This window comes from Rahnella sp. GSA61A (assembly GCF_019969905.1).
GTDB classification, from domain to species: domain Bacteria; phylum Pseudomonadota; class Gammaproteobacteria; order Enterobacterales; family Enterobacteriaceae; genus Rahnella; species Rahnella aceris.
In genome coordinates this window covers 108,392-130,503 of the sequence record NZ_JAHXYO010000004.1, presented here as the reverse complement: position 1 = coordinate 130,503, position 22,112 = coordinate 108,392, and the positions used below count along the sequence as shown (strand labels likewise).

The following is a 22,112-nucleotide window of genomic DNA, read 5'->3' as shown; positions in this document are numbered from 1 at the left end:
TCAAACCTGGCGGGGGAATATCAGCTGATATCTGCGCCGTTCGTCTCGATCACTTTCTGATACCAGTGGAACGATTTCTTCCTGTAACGGTTACCGGTGCCGGAAATCTTATCGTCGAGGTCGACATAAATCAGACCGTAGCGTTTACTCATCTCACCGGTAGACATACTCACCAGATCAATACATCCCCACGGGGTATAACCCATCAGTTCCACGCCGTCGTCAATGGCTTCAGCCATCGCCTGAATATGCTGGCGCAGATAGTTGATACGGTAATCATCGGCAATAAAGTGGTTTTCATCCGGCTTATCGACGGCGCCCAGCCCGTTCTCGACAATAAACAACGGCTTTTCATAGCGATCGTACAGTTGATTGAGGGCAATCCGCAGGCCGACCGGATCGATTTCCCAGCCCCATTCACTGGCTTCGAGGAACGGATTGCGCGCGCCGCCAAGCAAGTTGCCCTGCGCCGAAACCGCGTCAGGATTGGTTTTGTTGATGGTTGAAGACATGTAGTAGCTGAAACCAATGTAATCCACCGTATGTTCTTTAATCAGCGCTAAATCACCCGGCTGAATATCCAGTTCAACACCCTGAGACTTCCACAAACTTTTGGCGTAATACGGATATTTACCACCGGCCTGCACGTCGGCGCAGTAGAAATTAAACGCCTGCGTCTCTTTCAGGGTTTCCAGTTGATTGACCGGATTACAGTCATAAGCGTAGTTGGTGGCAAACAGGATCATGCAACCAATCTGAATCTGTGCGTTGGTTTCATGGGCGATTTTGACCGCCAGACTGCTGGCGACAAACTGGTTATGCCACGCCTGGAATTTCGCCTGCGCCTCAAGCGCGCCGGTTTTTACCGTCAGCCCCTGACTCATGATCGGGAAATGCGCCGCGCTGTTGATCTCGTTGAAAGTCATCCAGTACTTCACTTTATGCCCAAAGCGGGTCAGCACCGTGCGGGCAAAACGCTCGAAGTGACCAATCAGTTCACGGTTTTTCCAGCCGCCAAACGCAGTGGCCAGATGGAGCGGCATCTCATAATGGGAAATGGTGATCACCGGTTCGATGCCGTGCGCAATACAGGCATCAATCACCTGATCATAATGCTTCAGCCCCGCTTCGTTAGGTTCCTGCTCAATACCGTTCGGGTAGATGCGGGTCCAGGCGATAGAAAAGCGGTAACATTTGAATCCCATTTCCGCGAACAGCGCGATATCTTCCTGAAAGCGATGATAGTGATCGATGCCTTTATGATTGGGATACGTGTAGTTTGCAGTATCAAGGGTGAAATCAAACTCCGGTGAGGAAACGATGTTCAGACGCGCTTTGCCACCCGGAATTGCATCGACAATCGACAGCCCTTTGCCATCCTGATCGTAAGCACCTTCAACCTGGTTGGCCGCCGTTGCCCCGCCCCACATAAAGCCTTGCGGAAACTTACCTTTCATAAAAACTCCCTGAATGTGTTGATTGATCCCTCGGATCATTTAGCAAATGAATAATTTACCTGTCAAAACACGGCTCTGCCACAAAAGTTACGCCGATGCCCGGGCTTTCAGGCATAACCGGTGCAGTGATCTAAATCACAGATTTTGCTGCATTAATCGCTCCCTGAACCGCTTATTCCGCGTAATAACCGCTTATCTCCCTCTGTGACCGCTTACCAAGTTTCCCCCCTGCGCGCCTGCGAATTTGGCACCCTATGCGGGCAGTAAAGTGTGTAACAAAACAGGTCCCTGCCTCTCTGAAAGCGGTCCTTAATAAAGAAAACAGAGACGGGTATTTCGTGAGTCTTTTAAAATAACCGGGTTATTTATGAATAAAAAAGCATTATTCAAGCACATACCGTGGATGATTGTGGCTCTCCTCGGTGCCTGCTGTCTGGGTGTGGTTGCCCTGCGGCGGGGTGAACATATCAGCGCCTTATGGATAGTCGTGGCCTCTGTCTCGGTTTATCTGGTGGCCTATCGCTATTACAGCCTGTATATCGCGCAAAAGGTCATGAAACTCGACCCTTCGCGCTCGACGCCTGCGGTAATCAACAATGACGGCCTGAACTATGTGCCGACCAACCGCAACGTACTGTTCGGCCACCATTTTGCCGCTATCGCCGGGGCGGGTCCGTTAGTCGGACCTGTGCTCGCCGCGCAAATGGGGTATCTGCCGGGCGTTCTGTGGTTGCTGGCCGGTGTGGTTCTGGCCGGTGCGGTGCAGGACTTTATGGTGCTGTTCATCTCTTCACGCCGGAACGGTGCGTCCCTGGGCGAGATGATCAAAGAAGAGATGGGGCCGGTGCCGGGCACTATCGCCCTGTTCGGCTGTTTCCTGATCATGATTATTATTCTGGCGGTGCTGGCCTTAATCGTGGTGAAAGCACTGGCTGAAAGCCCGTGGGGCGTGTTTACCGTGTGTTCTACGGTGCCGATTGCCCTGTTTATGGGCATCTACATGCGCTTTATCCGCCCGGGTCGCGTGGGTGAGATCTCGGTGATTGGCGTGATCCTGCTTGTCGCGGCTATCTGGTTCGGTGGCGTTATCGCCAGCGATCCTTACTGGGGTCCGGCGCTGACCTTCAAAGACACCACCATTACCTTTACCCTGATTGGTTATGCGTTTGTCTCCGCTCTGTTGCCGGTGTGGCTGATTCTGGCGCCGCGTGATTATCTGGCAACGTTCCTGAAAATCGGCGTTATCGTCGGGCTGGCGATCGGTATCGTGATCCTCAATCCGGAACTGAAAATGCCTGCCCTGACCCAGTACATCGACGGCACAGGTCCGTTGTGGAAAGGTGCGCTGTTCCCGTTCCTGTTTATTACCATCGCCTGCGGTGCGGTGTCTGGTTTCCACGCACTGATCGCCTCCGGCACCACGCCTAAACTGCTGGCCTGCGAAACCGATGCACGGTTTATCGGTTACGGCGCAATGCTGATGGAATCCTTCGTGGCAGTGATGGCGCTGGTCGCGGCATCAATCATCGAGCCGGGTTTGTACTTCGCCATGAATACCCCGCCAGCCGGTCTGGGCATCACCATGCCAAACCTGCACGAACTGGGCGGTGATCATGCGCCGATGATTCTGGCGCAACTGAAAGACGTCACGGCGCACGCTGCAGCAACCGTCAGTTCATGGGGATTTGTGATCTCGCCTGAGCAGATTATGCAAACGGCGAAAGACATCGGCGAACCCTCAGTGCTGAACCGCGCAGGTGGTGCACCCACGCTGGCCGTCGGGATTGCGCACGTATTCCACAAAATTATGCCGCTGGCCGATATGGGCTTCTGGTATCACTTCGGCATTCTGTTTGAAGCGCTGTTCATCCTGACCGCACTGGATGCGGGCACCCGTTCCGGCCGCTTTATGTTGCAGGATCTGCTGGGTAACTTTATCCCGTTCCTGAAAAAAACCGATTCACTGATCGCCGGGATTATCGGCACCGCAGGCTGTGTCGGGCTGTGGGGTTATCTGCTGTATCAGGGCGTGGTCGATCCGCTGGGTGGCGTGAAAAGTCTGTGGCCGCTGTTCGGTATCTCAAACCAGATGCTGGCCGCCGTCGCGCTGATCCTCGCCACCGTCGTTCTGGTGAAAATGAAACGTACGAAGTACATCTGGGTCACCATGCTGCCAGCCATCTGGCTGCTTATCTGCACCACCTGGGCGCTGGGTCTGAAACTGTTCAGCACCAATGCACAGATGGAAGGCTTCTTCTACATGGCCGGTCAGTATAAAGAACGCATTGCCACTGGCGGCGCGAACCTGACACCAGAACAAGTCAGCAATATGCACCATATTGTCATCAACAACTACACCAACGCCGGGCTGAGTGTTCTGTTCCTGATTGTGGTGTACAGCATCATTTTCTACGGTATCCGCGCCTGCCTGCAGGCACGTAAAACCGACAAACGTACCGATAAGGAAACGCCTTATGTGCCGGTTCCTGCGGAAGGGATAAAAATCTCCTCCGGGCACTGACCGTTTACCTCAAAGCCCCGCACCCGCGGGGCTTTTCAGCATAAATTCAAAGGAGTACGTATGTTTGACAACTTAGGTGCGGCGAAGAAATACCTCGGGCAGGCCGCACGTATGCTGGTGGGCATACCGGATTACGACACCTACGTCCTGCATATGCAGACCAACCACCCGGATACACCGCCAATGACCTACGAGGAGTTTTTCCGCGAGCGTCAGCAGGCGCGTTACGGCGGGGATGGTAAAGGCGGAATGCGCTGTTGTTAAGGGGAATAAAATTATGATGCCAATTGCAGTGACAGTATTAACAGGCTTCCTGGGTGCCGGGAAAACCACGCTTTTACGCCAGATCTTGCATACTCAGCACGAGATGAAAATTGCGGTGATCGAGAATGAATTTGGCGAGATGCCCATCGATAACCAGCTGATTGGCGACCGTGCCACACGGATCACCACTTTATCCAACGGCTGCATCTGCTGTACCCGTTCGGGCGAGCTGGAATCGGCGCTGCTGGATTTGCTCGACAGCGTAGATAAAGGCGAGGTGCAGTTTGACCGGCTGATAATCGAATGCACCGGCATGGCCGACCCCGGCCCAATCCTTCAGGCGTTTTTCGCGCATGAAGTCATCTGTGAAAGATATGTGTTAGATGGCGTTATCACGCTGGTGGATGCCGTGCATGCCATGTCTCAGTTGGATCAGTTCCCGCTGGCGCAGTCGCAGATTGGTTACGCTGACCGTATCCTGCTGACTAAAACTGATGTGTCCGGTGAATGTCCTGAGCTGACGGAGCGGCTGCAACGCATTAATGCCCGTGCACCGGTTTATAAAACAGTTCAGGGGGATATCGATCCGGCGCTGCTGTTTGATACTCGCGGATTTATGCTGGAGGAAGACGTGGTCGCCGCCAGACCGCTGTTCCACCGCCTCGCGCCACAGCAAAACACCGTCTCCTCGATTGTGGTGGAACTGGATTATCCGGTGGCGCTGACCGCGATATCGAAGGTGATGGAAGAACTGCTGGCCAGTTTTGCCGATAACCTGATGCGTTATAAAGGGATGTTATGGATAGCCGATCACCCGTGCCGCCTGCTGTTTCAGGGCGTACAGCGCCTCTACAGCGCCGACTGGGATCGCGAGTGGCTGCCGGACGAAACGCCGCGCAGTGCGTTAGTTTTCATTGGCATGCAGTTGCCCGAAACTGAAATCCGCGCGGCCTTTGCCCGGCTGCGTCCGGCCAGCTCTGTCTGAGCCATGTGTCCAAAAGAAAAGCGGCGGGGTTTACAGCCCCACCGTCTCTTTCAGTGATTTCAGATAGCGGCGGCTGACCGGCACAATCTGACCATCACGCAGCAGCAGTTCCGCCTGGTTCTTATCCTCCAGACGGATCTCCTTCAGATAATCCATATTCACCAGATATTGCCGGTGACAACGTAACAACGGCGTACGAACTTCCAGCGTGCGCAGGGTCAGTTCGGTGAATGTCTCTTTGCCGTCCTGTCCGGTGACATACACCCCGCCGACCCGGCTGCTGACAAAAGCCACATCTTCAAGCTGCAACAACCAGATACGGTTACTGCTGATACAGGGGATAAACTTCAGCGGCTGCTGATATTGCGGTAACTGTGAGACATCCTGCTCCTGATAGCCCAGTCGTAATCTCGCCAGCGTTTTCTGAAGCCGCGCCGCCTGGATGGGTTTGAGTAAGTAGTCAAACGCGCACTGTTCAAACGCCTGCACCGCATATTCCTCGAACGCGGTGAGGAAAACAATGTGCGGGCGATGTTGCTGATCGAGCATGCCGACCATTTCCAGCCCGCTGATGCGCGGCATCTGAATATCAAGAAAGACAATGTCAGGGCGGATTTTGTGGATCACGCCGATCGCTTCAATGGCGTTGGTACATTCACCGACAATTTCAATATCGCTTTCATCCTGAAGCTGTAAGCGTAAATTTTCCAGCGCCAGCGGCTCATCATCGACAATCAGCACTCTTAACATGGCGCACCCTCCGCAGGCAGCCGTAACGTGACGCGGGTGAAATCATCCGGTTTACAACTGACCGTAATGCCATAATCATCGCCAAAGCGCGCCCGCAGACGTTTATCGACCAGGCTCATACCTAACCCGTCGCTGCTTTCTTCCGGCTGATATAACCCGGCGTTATCTTCCACTTCGATGATCACCATTTCGCCCTCACTGTAAGCGCGGATCACAATATTGCCATTGCTCAGCAACTGAGAAGTGCCATGTTTGATGGCATTTTCCACTAACGGTTGCAGGGTGAAAGCAGGCAGGCTCTGATCAGAAAAGGCCTCCGGCACCTGTAAATCCACCTTCAGTTGCGTCGGAAATCTTGCCAGCTCGATTTGCAGATAGGCATTCACATGCTCCAGTTCATCCGCCAGCGTAACGACTTCAGAAGAGCGTTTGAGATTCTTGCGAAAGAAGGTCGACAGGTACTGCACCAGTTGACCGGCTTTATCACTGTCGTGGCGGATCACCGCCATTAACGTATTGAGGGCGTTGAATAAGAAATGCGGATTAACCTGAGCATGCAACAGCTTGATTTCAGACTGTGCCAGCAACGCTTTTTGTTGCTCAAATTTACCGGCGAGGATCTGCGCCGACAGCAACTGGGCAATCCCCTCGCCCAATGTGCGGTTGATGGAGCTGAACAGACGGTTGCGAACTTCATACAATTTGATCGTGCCAATCACCCGCTGATTTTCACCCCGCAGCGGGATCACCAGGGTTGAACCCAGCTTGCAGCTGGGATGCAGTGAACAGCGGTAAGGCATCTCGTTGCCGTCGGCATACACCACTTCATCGTTCTCGATAGCACGCCAGGTATATTGTGATGCGATGGGTTTGCCCACCAGATGGTGATCGTCGCCGATACCGGTAAAGGCCAGCAATTTCTCACGATCGGTAATCGCCACAGCCCCGATATCCAGCTCTTTCAGCAGCACCTGCGCCACTTTCATGCTGTTCTCTTCGTTGAACCCGCGTCGCAAAATGCCTTCCGTCGAGGCGGCCACTTTCAGCGCGGTGGCCGAAAACGCCGAGGTATATTTTTCGAACATTGCCCGCTTATCCAGCAGGATACGCATAAACATCGCGGCCCCGAGGGTATTCGTCACCATCATCGGTGCGGCAATGCTGCCGACCAGATTAAGCGCATCGTGAAACGGGCGGGCAATAAGCAGGATGATTAGCATTTGCAGTATTTCTGCAACAAAGGTGACACCAGCCGCTACCAGAGGATTAAATAACTTATCGATACGTCCACGTTTGATCAAAACGCTGTGTACCAGACCCCCTAATAATCCCTCGGCGATGGTTGAAATCATGCAGCTCAGCGCCGTCATACCGCCCATTGAATAACGGTGGATCCCGCCGGTCAGCCCCACTAACCCCCCGACCACCGGGCCGCCGAGCAACCCGCCCATCACGGCGCCAATCGCGCGGGTATTGGCAATAGAGTCCTCGATATGCAGGCCAAAGTAGGTTCCCATAATGCAAAAAATGGAAAACGTGATGTAACACAATAACTTATGCGGCAGCCGAACCGACACCTGAACCAGCGGAATAAATAACCGCGTTTTACTCATCAGCCAAGCAATCACCAAAAACACGCACATTTGTTGTAACAGCAGCAATATCAAATTGAATTCGTACATTCCCGGGCATCCAAAATACGACAAGCTGAAAATATATCGTGCTCAGATAAAATTTACCTTGAACCCGCCAGAAGAATGGGAATATTTTTATTGACGAATTAAATTTAATATTCTTCTAAATGAAATATCAGAAAACTATTTAAAGATGCCGTTCAGCAAACGGTAATATGTATTATGCAGCCACCACGACCCGATATTAATGAATCAGAAAGTCGCATGCCTCTCCGATAAAATCATGACTGACTGCTATTGATATCCCCCGCCTTAGCAGATCTCTGCATCAGCCGGCTCAGTATCAGACAGAAAGCCTCACTTGCAGGGTTATAGCGGTGTTCATTCACACGTAGCAGACAATCCACCGACGGCAACGGCATCCTCTGTTCAAGTTCGCAAAGATCGCTAACCGGTTTTGCGATGCTGAATTCATTCATTATTCCCACCCCAAGGCCTGCATTTATCGCCGCAAGCATACCTGCCACTGAAGGGCACTCCAGCATCACCATAAAGGTAATATCAGCCTGATTCAGTTTCTCCTCAGCCATACGGCGATAAAAACAATCTGTCCCCCAGGTGATCAGTTTAAGGCGATTACCGGATGCATACCGCCACGAAGGAGGTGCACACCAGTATAATTTTTCTGTCCAGAGTACCTTGTCTTCGCCGCTGGCCATGCCCGTGAAATCCTGGTGTAAAATGATGTCCAGTCCCCCCTCAGAAAAATGCTGACGCAGGAGATGGCTTTGCTCAACAACCAGCTGGACATCCACCTCAGGATGATGGTGAGTGAACAGAGCAATAACTGAACACACTTCTGTCAGAGAAATGTGTTCAGTTACCCCAACACGGAGCTTTCCGCGCAATGCCGAAGGTGAAAAATAGGCCACAGCGTTATCGTGTTCGCTGAGTATTTTCACCGCATGCTGGAGTAACACGCTGCCCTTTTCAGTCGGGCAGGCTTTCCCTGCGTGACGTGTCAGGAGCTGACACTGAAGCTGATCTTCAAGTCGCCTGAGTTTCCAGCTCACAGCAGACTGACTCAGGCTGAGGAGTGAAGCCGTTTTGCTCATACTGCCGGTTTGAACGACGGTTCTGAACACCCTGAGCGAATCAACGGAGAGGCGTTTATTCATTTTATTATGACAAAAGTGGGTTACCAGAGGGAAAGAATGTCACTGGCGTCATATTCAGTCAACGGATAGCCTGCTCAGACTGAATAAAAGCGGAGCAAACTATGCCAGGTTGTAATCCATTACTGACTCAACACGTTGTGATAAAGGGTTGTCGCATTGCGACGGGGGTCCACGGCTCAGGCACGCCACTGATTCTGGTTCATGGCACGCCTGCGCATTCTGTCATCTGGCAGACACTCGTCCCGATATTTGTCGACGCAGGCTTTCGTGTTCATCTGTATGACCTTCCAGGGTTCGGCGCATCCGAACGCCCGGTGAAAACGGATACATCGGTAGCCTCACAGGTGACTTTTCTGCTACGACTGCTTGAATACTGGCAACTGGATAAAGCACACTTTTTGGGTCACGACATCGGTGGGGCAATTTCACTTCGGCTGGCATTCGATTACCCGGACCGCCTCCAGACACTCACCCTCGCCGATATTCCAAGCTACGACTCCTGGCCATCGCCTACATGGAAAGACATGCGGGATAATTATGCGGAATATGCATTGATACCGGCCAGCCAACATTGTATTGCGATGTCACGCCAGCTAAAGATGGCCGTTTTTAAAAAGGAAGTGATGACAGGGGAACGGCTGGAGAGTTATCTCGCGCCACTTTGTGGCGTGGTGGAGCAGGCCTCATTTTATCAACATCAGGTCGCTCACTATAATTCCTGTTACACGGCAGACTTTGCGGAGAAGCTCCCTCTTCTGAATCTGCCCGTACAGATCTTATGGGGGAAAGAAGATGAATGGCAGCCCGTTGAATATAGCCAGCGTCTGCAACGCGATATTTCGTCTTCCACGCTGCATATCTATGAGCAGGCCGGACACTTTTTGATGGAAGATGCTCCACTGCCTGTAGCCAGACAGGTAGTCGAATTTATTAACAAAAATGAGGTGAGGTAACACTATGGTTCTGATCGGAATGCTGGATTCGCCCTATGTCAGACGCGTGGCTATCTGTATGAAAGTGTTGGGTATTGATTTCGAACATCGTCCGCTCTCGGTGTTTGCCGATTTTGAGACACTGGTGAAAATTAACCCGGCGGTCAAAGTCCCCACGCTTATCACGCAAGACAATCAGGTACTGATGGACTCAACCTTAATCATCAGCTATCTGGAGAAACTGTCCACCCGCTCTCTTGGCAATCCCCCCGAGTCCGGGCCGGAAGGCCTGCGGGAATTATGCCTCACGGGACTTGCTCTGACAGCCTGTGAAAAAGCGGTGCAACTCGTTTACGAACGACGCCTCAGGCCGGAGGAAAAGCAACATCAGCCCTGGGTTGATCGGGTGACCCGACAGCTCCGGGGGACATGGCAAATGCTTGATGACAGCCTGCAGGAAAGCGCCCCTGATATACTGACTGTAGCCGGTATCAGCATCGCCGTTGCCTGGAGTTTTACGGTATCGATGCTGCCAGATATCATGAACGCCGACCAGTATGCGCAAGCGAACAGCTTCACACAGCGGGCCGAACAGCGACCGCAATTTCTGGCAACACCCAGGGTGTAAGTACACCGATCCCTTTCAAAGAGAGCAAATGGATTGAAAGGGATCGATTAACAGGAAAATCCACGATCAGTGTGGTTTCTCACTGGCCGATAACGCAAAGGTTCCCACCGGCATGACAGGCAGGTATTTTTTATAATAATCGTGATAGTTTTTCACCGGATCAATATCCCTGAATAAATCAGGATAAAGGGACTTGGCGATAAACTGCACCATGGTGAAATCCACCAGCGTCCGTGATGCGCCCTGATAAACCCCGAAGAGTTTGTCGTTTTTAATTGCCGGTAATGAACTCCAGCCGTCACGGTGAGCAAATCCGTTGAGTTTTGCTCTTGCTGTGGCTTCATTGACCCCGATGCCCATTTCTAACGCCGTATCGACTTTATTGTTCTCCCTGCCGGAAATAAAAATGACATCCGGTTTGGCAACCAGCAACTGCTCAGGGTTAATTTCGCCCCACTGTTTAACGAAAGGTGCCGCAATATTTTCACCACCTGCAAGACGCAGCATCACCCCCCACATATTTTCACCATAGGTAAATGAATACTCCGCCGGACCTTTATTGCCAAACTCAATATAGACTTTTGGCTTCGGCAGATTCGCCTGTCTGATCCTGTCTTCAATCAGCGTGATGTTATTTTTATAAAGTCGGGCAAGCTCATTCGCGCGATCAGTCTGGCCGGTTAATATCCCGATAATTTCCGTGGATTTCACATGATTTTCCACCGTCTGATCATTGTAATCGAGCACGACAACCGGGATATTCAGGCTCTGAAGCTGCGTGACTTCATACTTCAGGGCGGCGTACTGCCAGCTGGCTAAAATAACCACATCCGGTTTCAGGCTAATCACTTTTTCCAGCGACACGTTGTGCAGGTCGATTTCGCCGATATCCGGAATGTTGGCAATGGACGGACGGTATTTAATATACATATCCCAGTTCGCAGGGACTTTGCCATGCCAGGCTTCGCGGGAGATACCGACAATATGATCAAATGCCTGTTCACCACCGACCGCCATATAATCTTCAAAATAGAAACCTAATACCGCTCTTTTCACCGGGGTTTCTAAGGTTATTTTATTTCCCAGAACATCAGTCAGTGTCGTTGTTGCGGCACCGGACTGTCCGGTGATGACGACTGACAGCATAAAAAGCAAACCATGAAGTAACTTCATTTAATTCCCTTAGGTATTGTGTGATTATTATCTGAGGCTGAAAATTATTTTTATAGCAACCGGTTTATTGCACGGTTTATTTAACTTAAGTCGCCGTAACCCGGTAATGCCGCCATGCCCTCATCGCGGCGGGATATTATACGTTTGGTCGGCTGCATCAGTACAGTCACAACTGCATGTTGCCGCAGGTCGGGCAAAAGGGAGCGCCTGAGATGAGTTCGGGTGATAACTGTTAATATGAAGCGGAAAACGCTTCTCAGATGCTGAGCTATAATTAAAATTTACTGATGAGAAGGATACTTATATGGCTCCAGTCGCGAGTATATCAGGTGGCGTAATATTTATTATCATTGGCATCGTGATGCTGTGGTTATTAATCAAGGCTTATAAAGCCAATCAGAACAAGAAGTTCTTCACGCCGAGCAAATGCATGCTGCTCATCGGGACCCTCGTCTCTTTCATTATCTCTCTGGTTTTTTTCACCTCCTCTTCCTGATGCCAGCATAATTTTTCCGTGAATGCCCCGGCCTCTGTGCCGGGGTTTAATATCCCACAGGATCGCCCTCTTTTTCATCCTCGACTATGATTATTATTCGTTGGCTAACGGCCGGTTAACGCGACTATTTTGCGAGGTAAAGTGATGCAACGCGATGCATTGACGACAAGCTGGGGGGCCAGTTTCATTTCCGCCGGGACAGCTCGCTTTCGGGTCCGGGCGCCGGGTCAGGCCAACATGACGCTGAGACTTTCCGGCGAAGACAGAGAAATGCAGCCGACGGAAAACGGCTGGTTCGAGTTTGTGGCAACCGGTGTTTCTGCCGGTCAGGAGTACCAGTTTATTCTGGCCGATGGCATGCCGGTTCCTGATCCTGCCTCGCGCGCCCAGCTGGCAGGCGTCAACGGTCCTTCCCTGGTCACCTCATCATCGGGCTATGCATGGCGAAATCACCACTGGAAAGGCCGCCCGTGGGAAGAAACCGTCGTCTATGAAATGCATATCGGCACCTTCACACCCGAAGGCACTTTCAGCGCCGCGCAGGCAAAACTCGCTTATCTGGCAGAAACCGGCATCACCATGATTGAAGTGCTGCCGCTCTCACAATTTGGGGGGCAACGCGGCTGGGGTTATGACGGTGTCTTGCTGTACGCGCCTCACTCCGCTTATGGTTCGCCGGATGATTTCAAGGCGTTTGTCGATGCGGCGCACGGTGTCGGCATCTCCGTGGTGCTGGACATCGTGCTCAACCACTTTGGTCCGGAAGGTAATTATCTGCCACTGCTCGCGCCGGATTTCTTCGATGCTCAACGCATGACGGCCTGGGGTGCGGGCATCGATTATCAAAACGAAGCGGCCCGCTGCTATATCGTGGAAGCACCGCTGTACTGGCTAAAAGAATACCGGCTTGACGGCCTGCGCTTTGATGCCATCGATCAGATGAAAGACACCTCTTCCCCGCATATTCTGATTGAAATCGCCGAACGAATTCGCGAAGCGATCACCGATCGCCCGGTGCATCTGACCACCGAAGACAGCCGCAACGTCATCTTTTTACACCCGCGTAATGCCGACGGCACCGTGCCACTGTTTACCGCCGAATGGAATGACGATTTCCATAACGCCATTCACGTTCTCAGCACCGGTGAAACCCACGCCTACTATCAGGATTTCGCGCAGAACCCTGAGAAACTGGCGGCACGCGCGTTAGCGGAAGGTTTCGCGTATCAGGGCGAAAAATCGCCGCAAACCGCTAAACCGCGCGGTACGGTCAGCCGCAGACAGCCGCCGGTCGCCTTTGTCGATTTCATTCAAAATCACGACCAGATTGGTAACCGTGCGCACGGCGACCGGCTGATCACGCTGGCTGGCGCTGAACGTACGCGCGTTTTGTTCGCCGCCTTATTGTTATCGCCGCATATTCCGCTGATGTTTATGGGCGAAGAATACGGCGAAACCAATCCGTTTCTGTTCTTCACCGATTTTGAAGGTGAGCTGGCGCAGGCGGTTCGCGAGGGGCGCGCCCGTGAATTTGAAGGACACAACGGTTACGGCAACGACGCGGTCCCCGATCCTAACGCTCTCAGTACGTTCGAAAATTCGAAACTTGACTGGCAGAAACTGACACATCCCGAAGGCGAAAACACCCTGGCGCTGACCCGCAAGCTGCTGGCGCTGCGCCGGAAATACATCGTGCCCTTACTGACGCCTGCGAAAGGAGAAGTCGGCCAGATTGTCGAAACCTCAACCGGTTTTCTCGCCGTTAAATGGACATTCCCCCGTGGCACGCTTTCGCTGGTACTCAATGTTGGCCAAGACACGCACCCGCTTCCTGAACTGCCAGGAGAAACGATCTTTGCCTGGCCGCAGGATGCCGCGACGTCGGTGCCCGCTTCCCTTATTGTCCGTTTGGCGCCAGGAGTCTTACTGTGAAAATCCCCACCGCGACTTACCGCATTCAGTTCCGTAATGGACTGAACTTTGACACCGCGACAGGGCTTATCCCCTATTTAAAACAACTTGGGATCAGCCATCTTTATGCTTCCCCGGTGTTTACAGCGACGTCTGGTTCCACGCACGGCTACGATGTTACCAACGCCAACGAAATTGACCCGACGATTGGCGGGCGTGAAGGTTTCGACCGTATGGTACAGGCGCTGAAAGCGGCGGGGATCGGGCTGATCCTCGACATTGTGCCCAATCATATGGCGGCCTCACTTGAGAATATCTGGTGGCGTGACGTCATTGAACATGGCAAAAAGAGCCGTTATGCACGCCATTTTGATATCGACTGGTCGCGTCGCCTGACGCTGCCTTTCCTCGGGGACGCTTTTGAGGATGCGCTGGAAAAAGGCGACATTGTGCTGAAGCCTGATCCCAAAACCGGTCAGCCCGCTTTCGCCTATTTCGATACGTATTATCCCGTTGCGCCCGGCACTCTCACGGCGTCTAAAACAGATGACCTGAGCAAAACAGAACTGGCTGAATTACATGAGCGCCAGCCCTACCGCCTGATGTGTTGGCGTGACGCGCCCCGTGAACTCTCGTACCGGCGCTTTTTCGAAATCACCGGCCTCGCAGGTGTGCGCGTGGAAGACGAGGGGGTTTTCGATGATACGCACCGGCTGATCCTCGAGCTGGTCCGCTCCGGTGTGGCCGATGGCCTGCGGGTCGATCATGTGGATGGTCTTGCCGATCCCAAAGCCTATCTTGAACGCCTGCGGGAGAAGGCCGGGCCGGACTGCTATATCACGGTGGAGAAAATTCTGGGCAAAGGCGAGCGCCTGCCGCCGGACTGGCCGGTCTCCGGCACCACCGGCTATGAGTTCATTGCCTCGCTTTCGGATGTGCTGGTCAACGATGAAAATATCGCGGTGCTTAGCGAGCTTTACGACAGCGTGGTCGGCAAACCGGTGGATATGCGCGACGAGCTGCGTGCGGCCAAGCTTATGATGGTGGAAAAGAATTTCGAAGGCGAGTACACCACGCTGTGGAAACTGGCGAACAGCATCGCCGGGACCGGGGGCGCGATGTATGACGAAAATGATATCCGTACCGCGCTGCGCGAATTACTGATCGCCTTTCCGGTGTACCGCACTTACGGCACCGAACAGGGTATGCCCGCAGAAGACACCGCGCTTTTGCACAAGATCCTGCGCAAGGTCAGCGCCCCGGCCCTTGCCGTTCAGCCTGAAATCCTTGCGTTTCTGGCGCGTATTCTTAGTGGAGAAACCTCTGCTGCGGCGGCATCGCAGGCCGGTTTATTCCGTACCCGCTTTCAGCAACTGACCGGACCGCTGATGGCAAAATCGGTGGAAGACACACTTTTCTTCCGCCAGAACATGGAACTGGCGCTGAACGAAGTCGGCGCTGAACCGTTAATTCGCACCTTCTCCCTCAGCCGCTTCCATACGGAGATGATAAAACGCCGCGAAGAGCAACCGGCGGCGCTTTCCGCGACATCCACGCATGACACCAAACGGGGGGAAGATGCCCGCGCCAGACTGTTTACGCTGACCGAAGCGCCACAAGACTGGGCCGCCTGTGTAAAACGCTGGCACCGGATGAACGAGTCAAAGGTGATTATGCTTCCCGATGGCCCGGCACCGCGCCCTGCGCTGACATGGATGCTGTATCAGGCGCTGGCGGGCGCGTGGCCGGTCACGCTGACGCCTGAAGATGAACAGGGTTTGCAGGAACTCGACGAAAGATTTCAGAGTTTCGTCGAAAAAGCGCTGCGGGAAGCCAAGCTGCGCACCAACTGGGATAACAACAACGAAGACTATGAAAAGGCCGTGCTGGATTACGCGCATCATCTGCTTTCAGCGGAAAACCGGCTATTCCTGCAAGATTTCCACGCGTCGATCCAGCCATTTATCCATGCCGGACTGGTGAACAGCCTGACCCAGACGGTAATCAAACTGATGGCGCCGGGCGTACCGGATATCTATCAGGGCAGCGAGGCGCTGAATTTCAGCCTTGTTGATCCGGATAACCGTCGTCTGCCGGATTTCACCGGGCTGGCGCGGTTGTTACGACAGGATGATAAAACGGGCCGGGGCCAGGCAGAAAGAAAGCTGAACGGCCAGCTGAAACAATACCTCGTGGCGACGCTCGCCGGGCTTCGCCAGCAAAAACCTGCGCTGTTTCAGCAGGGGGACTATGTTCCGCTCAGTGTGACCGGCCAGCACGCCGAAAACATCATCGCGTTTGCACGGGTGCACAATGACGATGCGGTGATTGTTGCGGCACCGCGTCTGGTGCTGGGTTTGCCAGCCCGGGGGTTCCCGCAGGCGGAAATTGTACTGCCGCCCCACCTTGCTTACCGGCACTACCGGGATCTGTTCAGCGATAAAGAAATTACGCTGAGCGACCAGCTAGACATGGCTGTCTGGCCGGGCTTCTCCCCGGTCATCCTGATAGCGTCCTCGCCATCTTAACGGTCGCGTTCTGCCTGGGTTTTAACAATCATATTCGGCAATGCCATTTCGATCCCCTGCTCGATCAGCTTTTCAATAATACGAATATTAATTTCCTGCTGAATATCCATGTATTTATTGTAATCGGCAGTATTGACGATGTGGACCACTTCGATATTCAGGCGATCGGTACCAAAACCCAGCAAATGTGCGCGGTCGAATTTCGTTTCGCCGACATCAATAATAATTTCCTTTACCATGTCACCGATATTGCGCAGCTTTTCCGGCGGCGTATTAATCGCGACACCAAAATTGAAAACAATGCGGCGGGTTTGCATGCGTTTGTAGTTATGCAGCGTTTGCTGGAGCAGGATGGCATTACCGCAAACAATTTGTTCCCCGCTCAGGCTGCGTATCCGGGTCGTCTTCAGGCCAATATGTTCGACAGTACCGGCAACATCATTGAAAACGACGAAATCGCCAATTTCGAAAGGCTTATCAAAACCGATAGATAATGACGCGAACACATCGCTGAGAATGGTCTGGATCGCCAGCGCGATAGCGATACCGCCCACGCCCAGACTGGCGACCAGCGCGGTAATGTTTACGCCCACATTCGCCAGTATCGACAGCAGCATCACCGACCACACTACCGCCCGGAAAATCAGCCCGGTGATCACCAGCGTTACCGGATTTTTGTTCATACCGGGCTGACGCATAATATGACGTAACCACGAGACCACCGCCTGATCCAGCCACAATGCCATCTGGAACGCCAGCACCAGAAACCACGCGTGACTGATGGTGTTGTAGAGATTATCGGGCAGATTAACGAACCGCAGGCTGAACAAAAAAGCCGCAATGAAAATGAGCAAATTACTCGTCCGGTTGAGGATCTCGCCCAGAATAAAACGAATCCGGTGGCTGGCCTCATTAACCTCCCCCCAGCGTTTTACGCCCTTGCGCAAAAACGAGACCAGCCAGCTCAGCAGCCAGTATGTGACAAGCGTGACGACACACATCGTCGCGACACCTATCCAGAACACCGGCGCCATCACCAGCGCGATAAAATCAAAGCGTGATAGAAAATTCATCTTCCCTCCCGGAATTAATCACAAACCTCCAGTATAGGAAACAGGTCAGCGCAGGGGTCAGGAATAGGAAAGGTCGGTAGACAACCGGCATTGCCGCAGAGGTAAAACTTTGCAGACGTCTTAACGTCATCGGTATTTATATTACGTTCTGTCCGGTTTACTATGATTTCTGGCGTGAGCCCGATGTTCTGAAAAACGTTCAACTGAGGTGCTTGATATGAAAAGAGCTTTAGTGATTGGTTATATGTCGTTCGTTTCAATTGCATTGGTCGCCGCGCTGATAATCGGTGCCCGAAACGGATAACAAAGGCCCGGTAAGGTGAGTGATAACGTCTGGGTGAGTGCGGGGCATGATGCGAAAAGCGTTCTGCCACCCAAAAATATGCGCTCTTTGTGGCACTTTTTTGTCAATGACTTGAACAGGACAGGGGTCTGGGATTACTCTTAGATCAGCTGACGCAAGAGCAGCGGATCGTAAGCACCATACCCTTAAATAGCCCACCCATGAGGTGGGTTCTTTTTTGCCTGTCGCTCAGCATTAAGAATTATCCTGGTCAGAAAGTCATTCAGACGTAAAAAAGCCGGTGATACTTTTGTATCACCGGCTTTTTGCTGCGGGTTAACGCAGAACGAAACTTATGCTTCAGTAATGACTTATTCGTTCAGCAATTGCTGTGCGGTTTTCTCAACCAGCGCCAGCAGGACTTTCACGTCTTCCAGCGTTACTGTCGGGTTCAGCAAGGTCAGCTTCAGACAGGTGACGCCATTATGCTCGGTCACACCGACGTTAGCACGGCCAGACTCCAGCAGCGCATCACCGATTTTCTGGTTCAGCAGTGCAATAGCCGCATCGCTGCTGCCCGCCAGTTGCTCAGGACGATAACGGAACAGAACACTCGCCAGTTGCGGCTTCATCACCAGTTCCAGCGCGGCTTCAGAAGTCACATATTGCGCGACTTCCTGAGCCAGCGTCACACCGTGATCGATGATCGCGGCGTATTGTTTCTGCCCTAATGCTTCAAGCCCCATCCACAGTTTCAGTGCATCGAAACGACGGGTGGTTTGCAGGGATTTGGACACCAGATTCGGTACGCCAGCCGCTTCGTCGAACTCAGAGTTCAGGTAAGCCGCCTGATAACGCATCAGCTCGTAATGACGCTCTTCTTTGAGCAGGAATGCGCCGCAGCTGATGGTCTGGAAGAACTGTTTGTGGAAGTCCAGCGTGATGGAATCCACTAACTCGATGCCGTCCAGATAATTGCGGTATTTTTCGGACAGCAATAATGCACCGCCCCATGCCGCATCCACATGCACCCAAATCTGATGCTCTGCCGCCAGTTCAGCAATAGCACGCAGCGGGTCGATAGCCCCCGCATCGGTGGTACCGGCTGTCGCCACAATGGCCAGGATCTGATCGCCACTGGCTTGCGCCTGTGCCACTTTCTCGCGCAAATCGTTGAGATCCATACGGGCAAACTCATCGGTTTTCACCAGCGTGACACACTGATAGCCCAGACCGAGCAGCGCCATGTTCTTCTGCACAGAGAAATGCGCGTTTTCAGAACATAACACTTTAATTTTGCGCAAATTGCCGACCAGCCCATCCTGCTGAATGGAATGCCCCTGACGCGCGAAGAAGGCATCGCGTGCCAGCATCAGCCCCATCAGATTGCTCTGGGTGCCGCCGCTGGTGAACACGCCTGCGTCGCCAGCCTGGTAGCCCACCTGAGTACGCAGCCATTCGATCAGCTTCATCTCAATGATGGTTGCTGACGGGCTTTGATCCCAGGAGTCCATACTCTGGTTCGTGGCGTTGATCAGCACTTCCGCCGCCTGGCTGACCACCAGACTCGGGCAATGCAAATGCGCCACACATTGCGGGTGATGCACAGACAGGCTGTCTTTTAAAAAGTACTCAATCGCACGTTCAATCGCGGCCTGGTTACCCAGACCGTTTGGATTGAAGTCCAGCCTGATACGTTCACGCAGCTCAGCAACGGTTTTGCCCTGATACATCTCAGGTTGTTTCAGCCACTGCACAACAGCTTCACTGCTCTGCGCAATGGCCTGCTGGTAGGCTTCAGTGCTTTGCGCTGAGCCTGCCAGAATCGGATTTAACTCGGACATCAGAATCTCTTACTCCGCTCAGACAGGTTTGATGCCAGCCGCTAACAGCGCCTGCTCAAACTTATCGAGGAAAATACCCAGCTCATCGTTGGTGATCAGCAGGGAAGGCAACAGGCGCAGCACACAACCATTACGGCCACCGCGTTCGAGGATCAGGCCAGCCTGGAAGCATTTTTTCTGCAGCAATGCAGACAATTCACCGTCAGCCGGATAGCAACCCATGTGATCCTGCGCTTCGTCGGGTTTGACGATCTCAATACCGATCATCAGGCCCAGACCACGCACGTGACCGATAACCGGATAGCGTTTCTGCATGTCAGCCAGTTTGGCTTTCAGCCATTCACCCTGCGCTGCCACTTTCTCGGCGATTTTTTCTTCTTTCAGGATTTTCAGCGTGGTCAGGCCGGTGGCCATCGCCAGTTGGTTACCGCGGAAGGTACCGGTATGGTGACCCGGAGCCCAGGCATCGAACTCTTTCTTAATACCCAGAACCGCCAGTGGCAGACCGCCGCCGACCGCTTTGGACATCACGATAATATCCGGCTCAATGCCCGCGTGTTCGAAGGCAAACTGTTTGCCGGTACGGCAGAAACCCGCCTGCACTTCGTCGAGGATCAACAGAATGCCGTGTTCCTGAGTCACTTTACGGATGCGCTGCAACCACTCAGCCGGAGCCGGGTTCACGCCGCCTTCGCCCTGAACCGCTTCCAGAATGACAGCCGCAGGTTTGCGAACGCCGCTCTCAACGTCGTTGATCAGGTTTTCGAAGTAATAGGTTAATGCTTTAACGCCAGCGTCACCGCCAATGCCCAGCGGGCAGCGGTACTGGTGTGGGTAAGGCATAAACTGCACTTCCGGCATCATGCCATTAACAGCTTCTTTCGGAGACAGGTTACCGGTCACCGCCAGTGTGGCGTGCGTCATACCGTGGTACCCACCCGAGAAGCTGATGATACCGCTACGGCCGGTGACTTTTTTAGCCAGTTTCATGGCAGCTTCAACAGCGTCAGCACCCGACGGACCGGTGAACTGCAGGCAATACTCTTTGCCCTGTTGTGGCAATAAAGAAAGCAGATATTCAGAGAACTGATCTTTCAACGGTGTAGTCAGATCCAGTGTATGTAACGGCAAGCCGCTGGTAATGACATTTTGGATGCTTTGCAGCACGTCAGGATGATTATGTCCAAGAGCAAGCGTACCCGCACCGGCCAGGCAATCAAGATATTGATTATTCTCAACATCCGTGATCCAAACGCCATTGGCCTTCGCAATTGCCAGAGGCAACTTACGTGGATAGCTCCGAACATTCGATTCAAATTCAGCTTGTCTTGCCAAATAGGTTTCATTGTTTCCGTTTAATGAATTCGCACCAAAACTGTCAATACGGACTTTATCCGTCATCATATCTCTCCTACAACCGTGTGTTATTAGAACGCCACAATTGAATAAATTTGATTAAGAAAATTACAAGCGTATGAAAAACGCGGCCAATATATGGCTTTTTTGCCCCCACCTCAATAATTTATTTTGTATAGATTTGTTTATTCTTTCCTATAGGAATCAATATGTTGATGATTTAATGAACGATCGTGCTGACTTAACTCCGTTACACGGTCATTAATAAAGCACTAAAAAGCACATCCGTCTTGCAGAACGACGGGTCAACACGCGACATATCAGGCTTAAAATCACACCGTTGTCAGGCATCAATACCCCTGCGGCTACGACGTCGCACCGGAGGTTGATGCCCGGTGAACAGTCTTTCAGGAAAGTTGTTTAATTATAGCCTGCGGCCGTTATATGGGCGATGATATTAAAGTACGGTGCAGTAACTGGCTGAATAGCCGTCAGATATAAATTTTGAAATATATTACACCGCGACATCGGTGCGGTTATTACAGAAATAATACAGAGAATAATGTCCGCCGCGTATATAAACAATCCCTTCGGATATTTCCCTAATTATTCAGCTCATTAACCCGACCTTTGCGGTAGAACTCATATAAGGTGACGTAATCCTGGAACACCTGCGACAAAATCGCATCGGTTTCCGGCGGAAGGATGCTGTTGGTCTGCATCTGATAGCGCGTTCGCACCGCATCAATCCACAGTTTATCAGCCGCCGGACCCGGTTCCTGAACCAGATGAGCCAGCCAGTACACCGTGTTTTTCTTCACCGTCACCACAGGCTCAGGGCAACGGCAGCACCACCAGACCGGTTGCAGTATTTTGGAAAATAAAACGCCGCTGACTGATTGCCAGACCGAAGAGGTCAACGGTAGCGGAACCCACGCGCGCTGCCAGTGCGTAGCCTGTCCCGTCAGCAATGACATCATGAGCGCCTGCGCAGATCCTGAAAACGGCCTGGACATTCTATTCCCTTCTCTTGTTTCTAAAATAACCCATATCTGCCCGTTACGCGGCAATCAAAAAGGGCTCTTGCGGGCCCTTTTCT

General features: G+C 52.6%; 17 protein-coding genes and 1 pseudogene. 7 read left to right on the top strand and 11 right to left on the bottom strand.

Going from position 1 to position 22,112, the window contains the following annotated elements:
- Positions 1–20 precede the first annotated feature (20 nt).
- Positions 21–1,457: a glycoside hydrolase family 1 protein gene (locus tag LC431_RS07040; RefSeq protein WP_013578146.1), complete on the bottom strand. Its 1,437-nt coding sequence runs from the start codon at positions 1,455–1,457 to the stop codon at positions 21–23.
- Between the two features lie 367 nt (positions 1,458–1,824).
- Between LC431_RS07040 and LC431_RS07035 the strand changes: the two genes are divergently transcribed.
- Genes LC431_RS07035 through yjiA form a run of 3 tightly spaced genes read left to right on the top strand, consistent with a single transcriptional unit; the run spans position 1,825 to position 5,227 of the window.
- Positions 1,825–3,978 (top strand): carbon starvation CstA family protein, encoded by a 2,154-nt coding sequence (locus tag LC431_RS07035; protein ID WP_013578145.1) that lies wholly within the window; start codon positions 1,825–1,827, stop codon positions 3,976–3,978.
- Positions 3,979–4,038: 60 nt separating this feature from the next.
- Positions 4,039–4,242 (top strand): YbdD/YjiX family protein, encoded by a 204-nt coding sequence (locus tag LC431_RS07030; RefSeq protein ID WP_013578144.1) that lies wholly within the window; start codon positions 4,039–4,041, stop codon positions 4,240–4,242.
- A gap of 13 nt (positions 4,243–4,255) precedes the next feature.
- Complete coding sequence (gene yjiA / locus LC431_RS07025; protein WP_013578143.1) at positions 4,256–5,227, top strand: GTPase; 972 nt, start codon at positions 4,256–4,258, stop codon at positions 5,225–5,227.
- Between the two features lie 30 nt (positions 5,228–5,257).
- Here the strand turns inward: yjiA and btsR are convergent, their stop codons facing one another.
- From btsR to LC431_RS26390, 4 genes and pseudogenes are all read right to left on the bottom strand, one after another.
- Positions 5,258–5,977, bottom strand: a complete 720-nt coding sequence (gene btsR, locus LC431_RS07020) for a two-component system response regulator BtsR (protein ID WP_013578142.1) — start codon at positions 5,975–5,977, stop codon at positions 5,258–5,260.
- Complete coding sequence (locus LC431_RS07015; RefSeq protein ID WP_013578141.1) at positions 5,971–7,659, bottom strand: sensor histidine kinase; 1,689 nt, start codon at positions 7,657–7,659, stop codon at positions 5,971–5,973. Before LC431_RS07015 ends, btsR begins: the two co-directional genes overlap by 7 nt.
- A gap of 233 nt (positions 7,660–7,892) precedes the next feature.
- Complete coding sequence (locus tag LC431_RS07010) at positions 7,893–8,543, bottom strand: substrate-binding domain-containing protein (protein WP_223509655.1); 651 nt, start codon at positions 8,541–8,543, stop codon at positions 7,893–7,895.
- A gap of 63 nt (positions 8,544–8,606) precedes the next feature.
- Positions 8,607–8,789, bottom strand: a pseudogene (locus tag LC431_RS26390) (LysR family transcriptional regulator); the annotation flags it as partial.
- 101 nt (positions 8,790–8,890) lie between these two features.
- Between LC431_RS26390 and LC431_RS07000 the strand changes: the two are divergent.
- Complete coding sequence (locus LC431_RS07000; RefSeq protein WP_014416672.1) at positions 8,891–9,742, top strand: alpha/beta fold hydrolase; 852 nt, start codon at positions 8,891–8,893, stop codon at positions 9,740–9,742.
- A 4-nt stretch (positions 9,743–9,746) separates the two neighbouring features.
- On the top strand, positions 9,747–10,349 hold the full coding sequence (locus LC431_RS06995; protein WP_013578138.1) for a glutathione S-transferase: 603 nt from the start codon (positions 9,747–9,749) through the stop codon (positions 10,347–10,349).
- A gap of 66 nt (positions 10,350–10,415) precedes the next feature.
- Here the strand turns inward: LC431_RS06995 and LC431_RS06990 are convergent, their stop codons facing one another.
- Both LC431_RS06990 and LC431_RS26295 read right to left on the bottom strand, forming a co-directional pair.
- Entirely contained in the window at positions 10,416–11,522 is a 1,107-nt protein-coding gene (locus LC431_RS06990; RefSeq protein ID WP_013578137.1) for an ABC transporter substrate-binding protein, read from the bottom strand.
- 373 nt (positions 11,523–11,895) lie between these two features.
- On the bottom strand, positions 11,896–12,027 hold the full coding sequence (locus LC431_RS26295; RefSeq protein WP_255563053.1) for a hypothetical protein: 132 nt from the start codon (positions 12,025–12,027) through the stop codon (positions 11,896–11,898).
- 135 nt (positions 12,028–12,162) lie between these two features.
- On the opposite strand from LC431_RS26295, the gene treZ reads away from it, so the two are divergent.
- Positions 12,163–13,950 carry a malto-oligosyltrehalose trehalohydrolase gene (gene treZ / locus LC431_RS06985; protein WP_112151420.1) on the top strand — a complete coding sequence of 596 codons (1,788 nt, stop codon included), beginning with the start codon at positions 12,163–12,165 and terminating at the stop codon, positions 13,948–13,950.
- Complete coding sequence (gene treY / locus LC431_RS06980) at positions 13,947–16,457, top strand: malto-oligosyltrehalose synthase (protein WP_223509547.1); 2,511 nt, start codon at positions 13,947–13,949, stop codon at positions 16,455–16,457. The genes treZ and treY overlap by 4 nt, the downstream gene beginning before the upstream one ends.
- On the opposite strand, the gene LC431_RS06975 is transcribed toward treY, so the two are convergent.
- The 4 genes from LC431_RS06975 to LC431_RS06960 all read right to left on the bottom strand — a co-directional run bounded on the left by LC431_RS06975 (position 16,454) and on the right by LC431_RS06960 (position 22,029).
- Positions 16,454–17,530, bottom strand: a complete 1,077-nt coding sequence (locus LC431_RS06975; protein WP_013578133.1) for a mechanosensitive ion channel family protein — start codon at positions 17,528–17,530, stop codon at positions 16,454–16,456. The genes treY and LC431_RS06975 overlap by 4 nt on opposite strands.
- 654 nt (positions 17,531–18,184) lie before the next feature.
- Positions 18,185–19,657 carry an aspartate aminotransferase family protein gene (locus LC431_RS06970; RefSeq protein WP_223509546.1) on the bottom strand — a complete coding sequence of 491 codons (1,473 nt, stop codon included), beginning with the start codon at positions 19,655–19,657 and terminating at the stop codon, positions 18,185–18,187.
- An 18-nt stretch (positions 19,658–19,675) separates the two neighbouring features.
- Positions 19,676–21,061, bottom strand: coding sequence for a diaminobutyrate--2-oxoglutarate transaminase (locus LC431_RS06965; protein WP_014416667.1), 1,386 nt, complete (start codon positions 21,059–21,061; stop codon positions 19,676–19,678).
- Between the two features lie 554 nt (positions 21,062–21,615).
- Positions 21,616–22,029, bottom strand: coding sequence for a hypothetical protein (locus LC431_RS06960; RefSeq protein ID WP_041673406.1), 414 nt, complete (start codon positions 22,027–22,029; stop codon positions 21,616–21,618).
- Between the last annotated feature and the right edge of the window lie 83 nt (positions 22,030–22,112).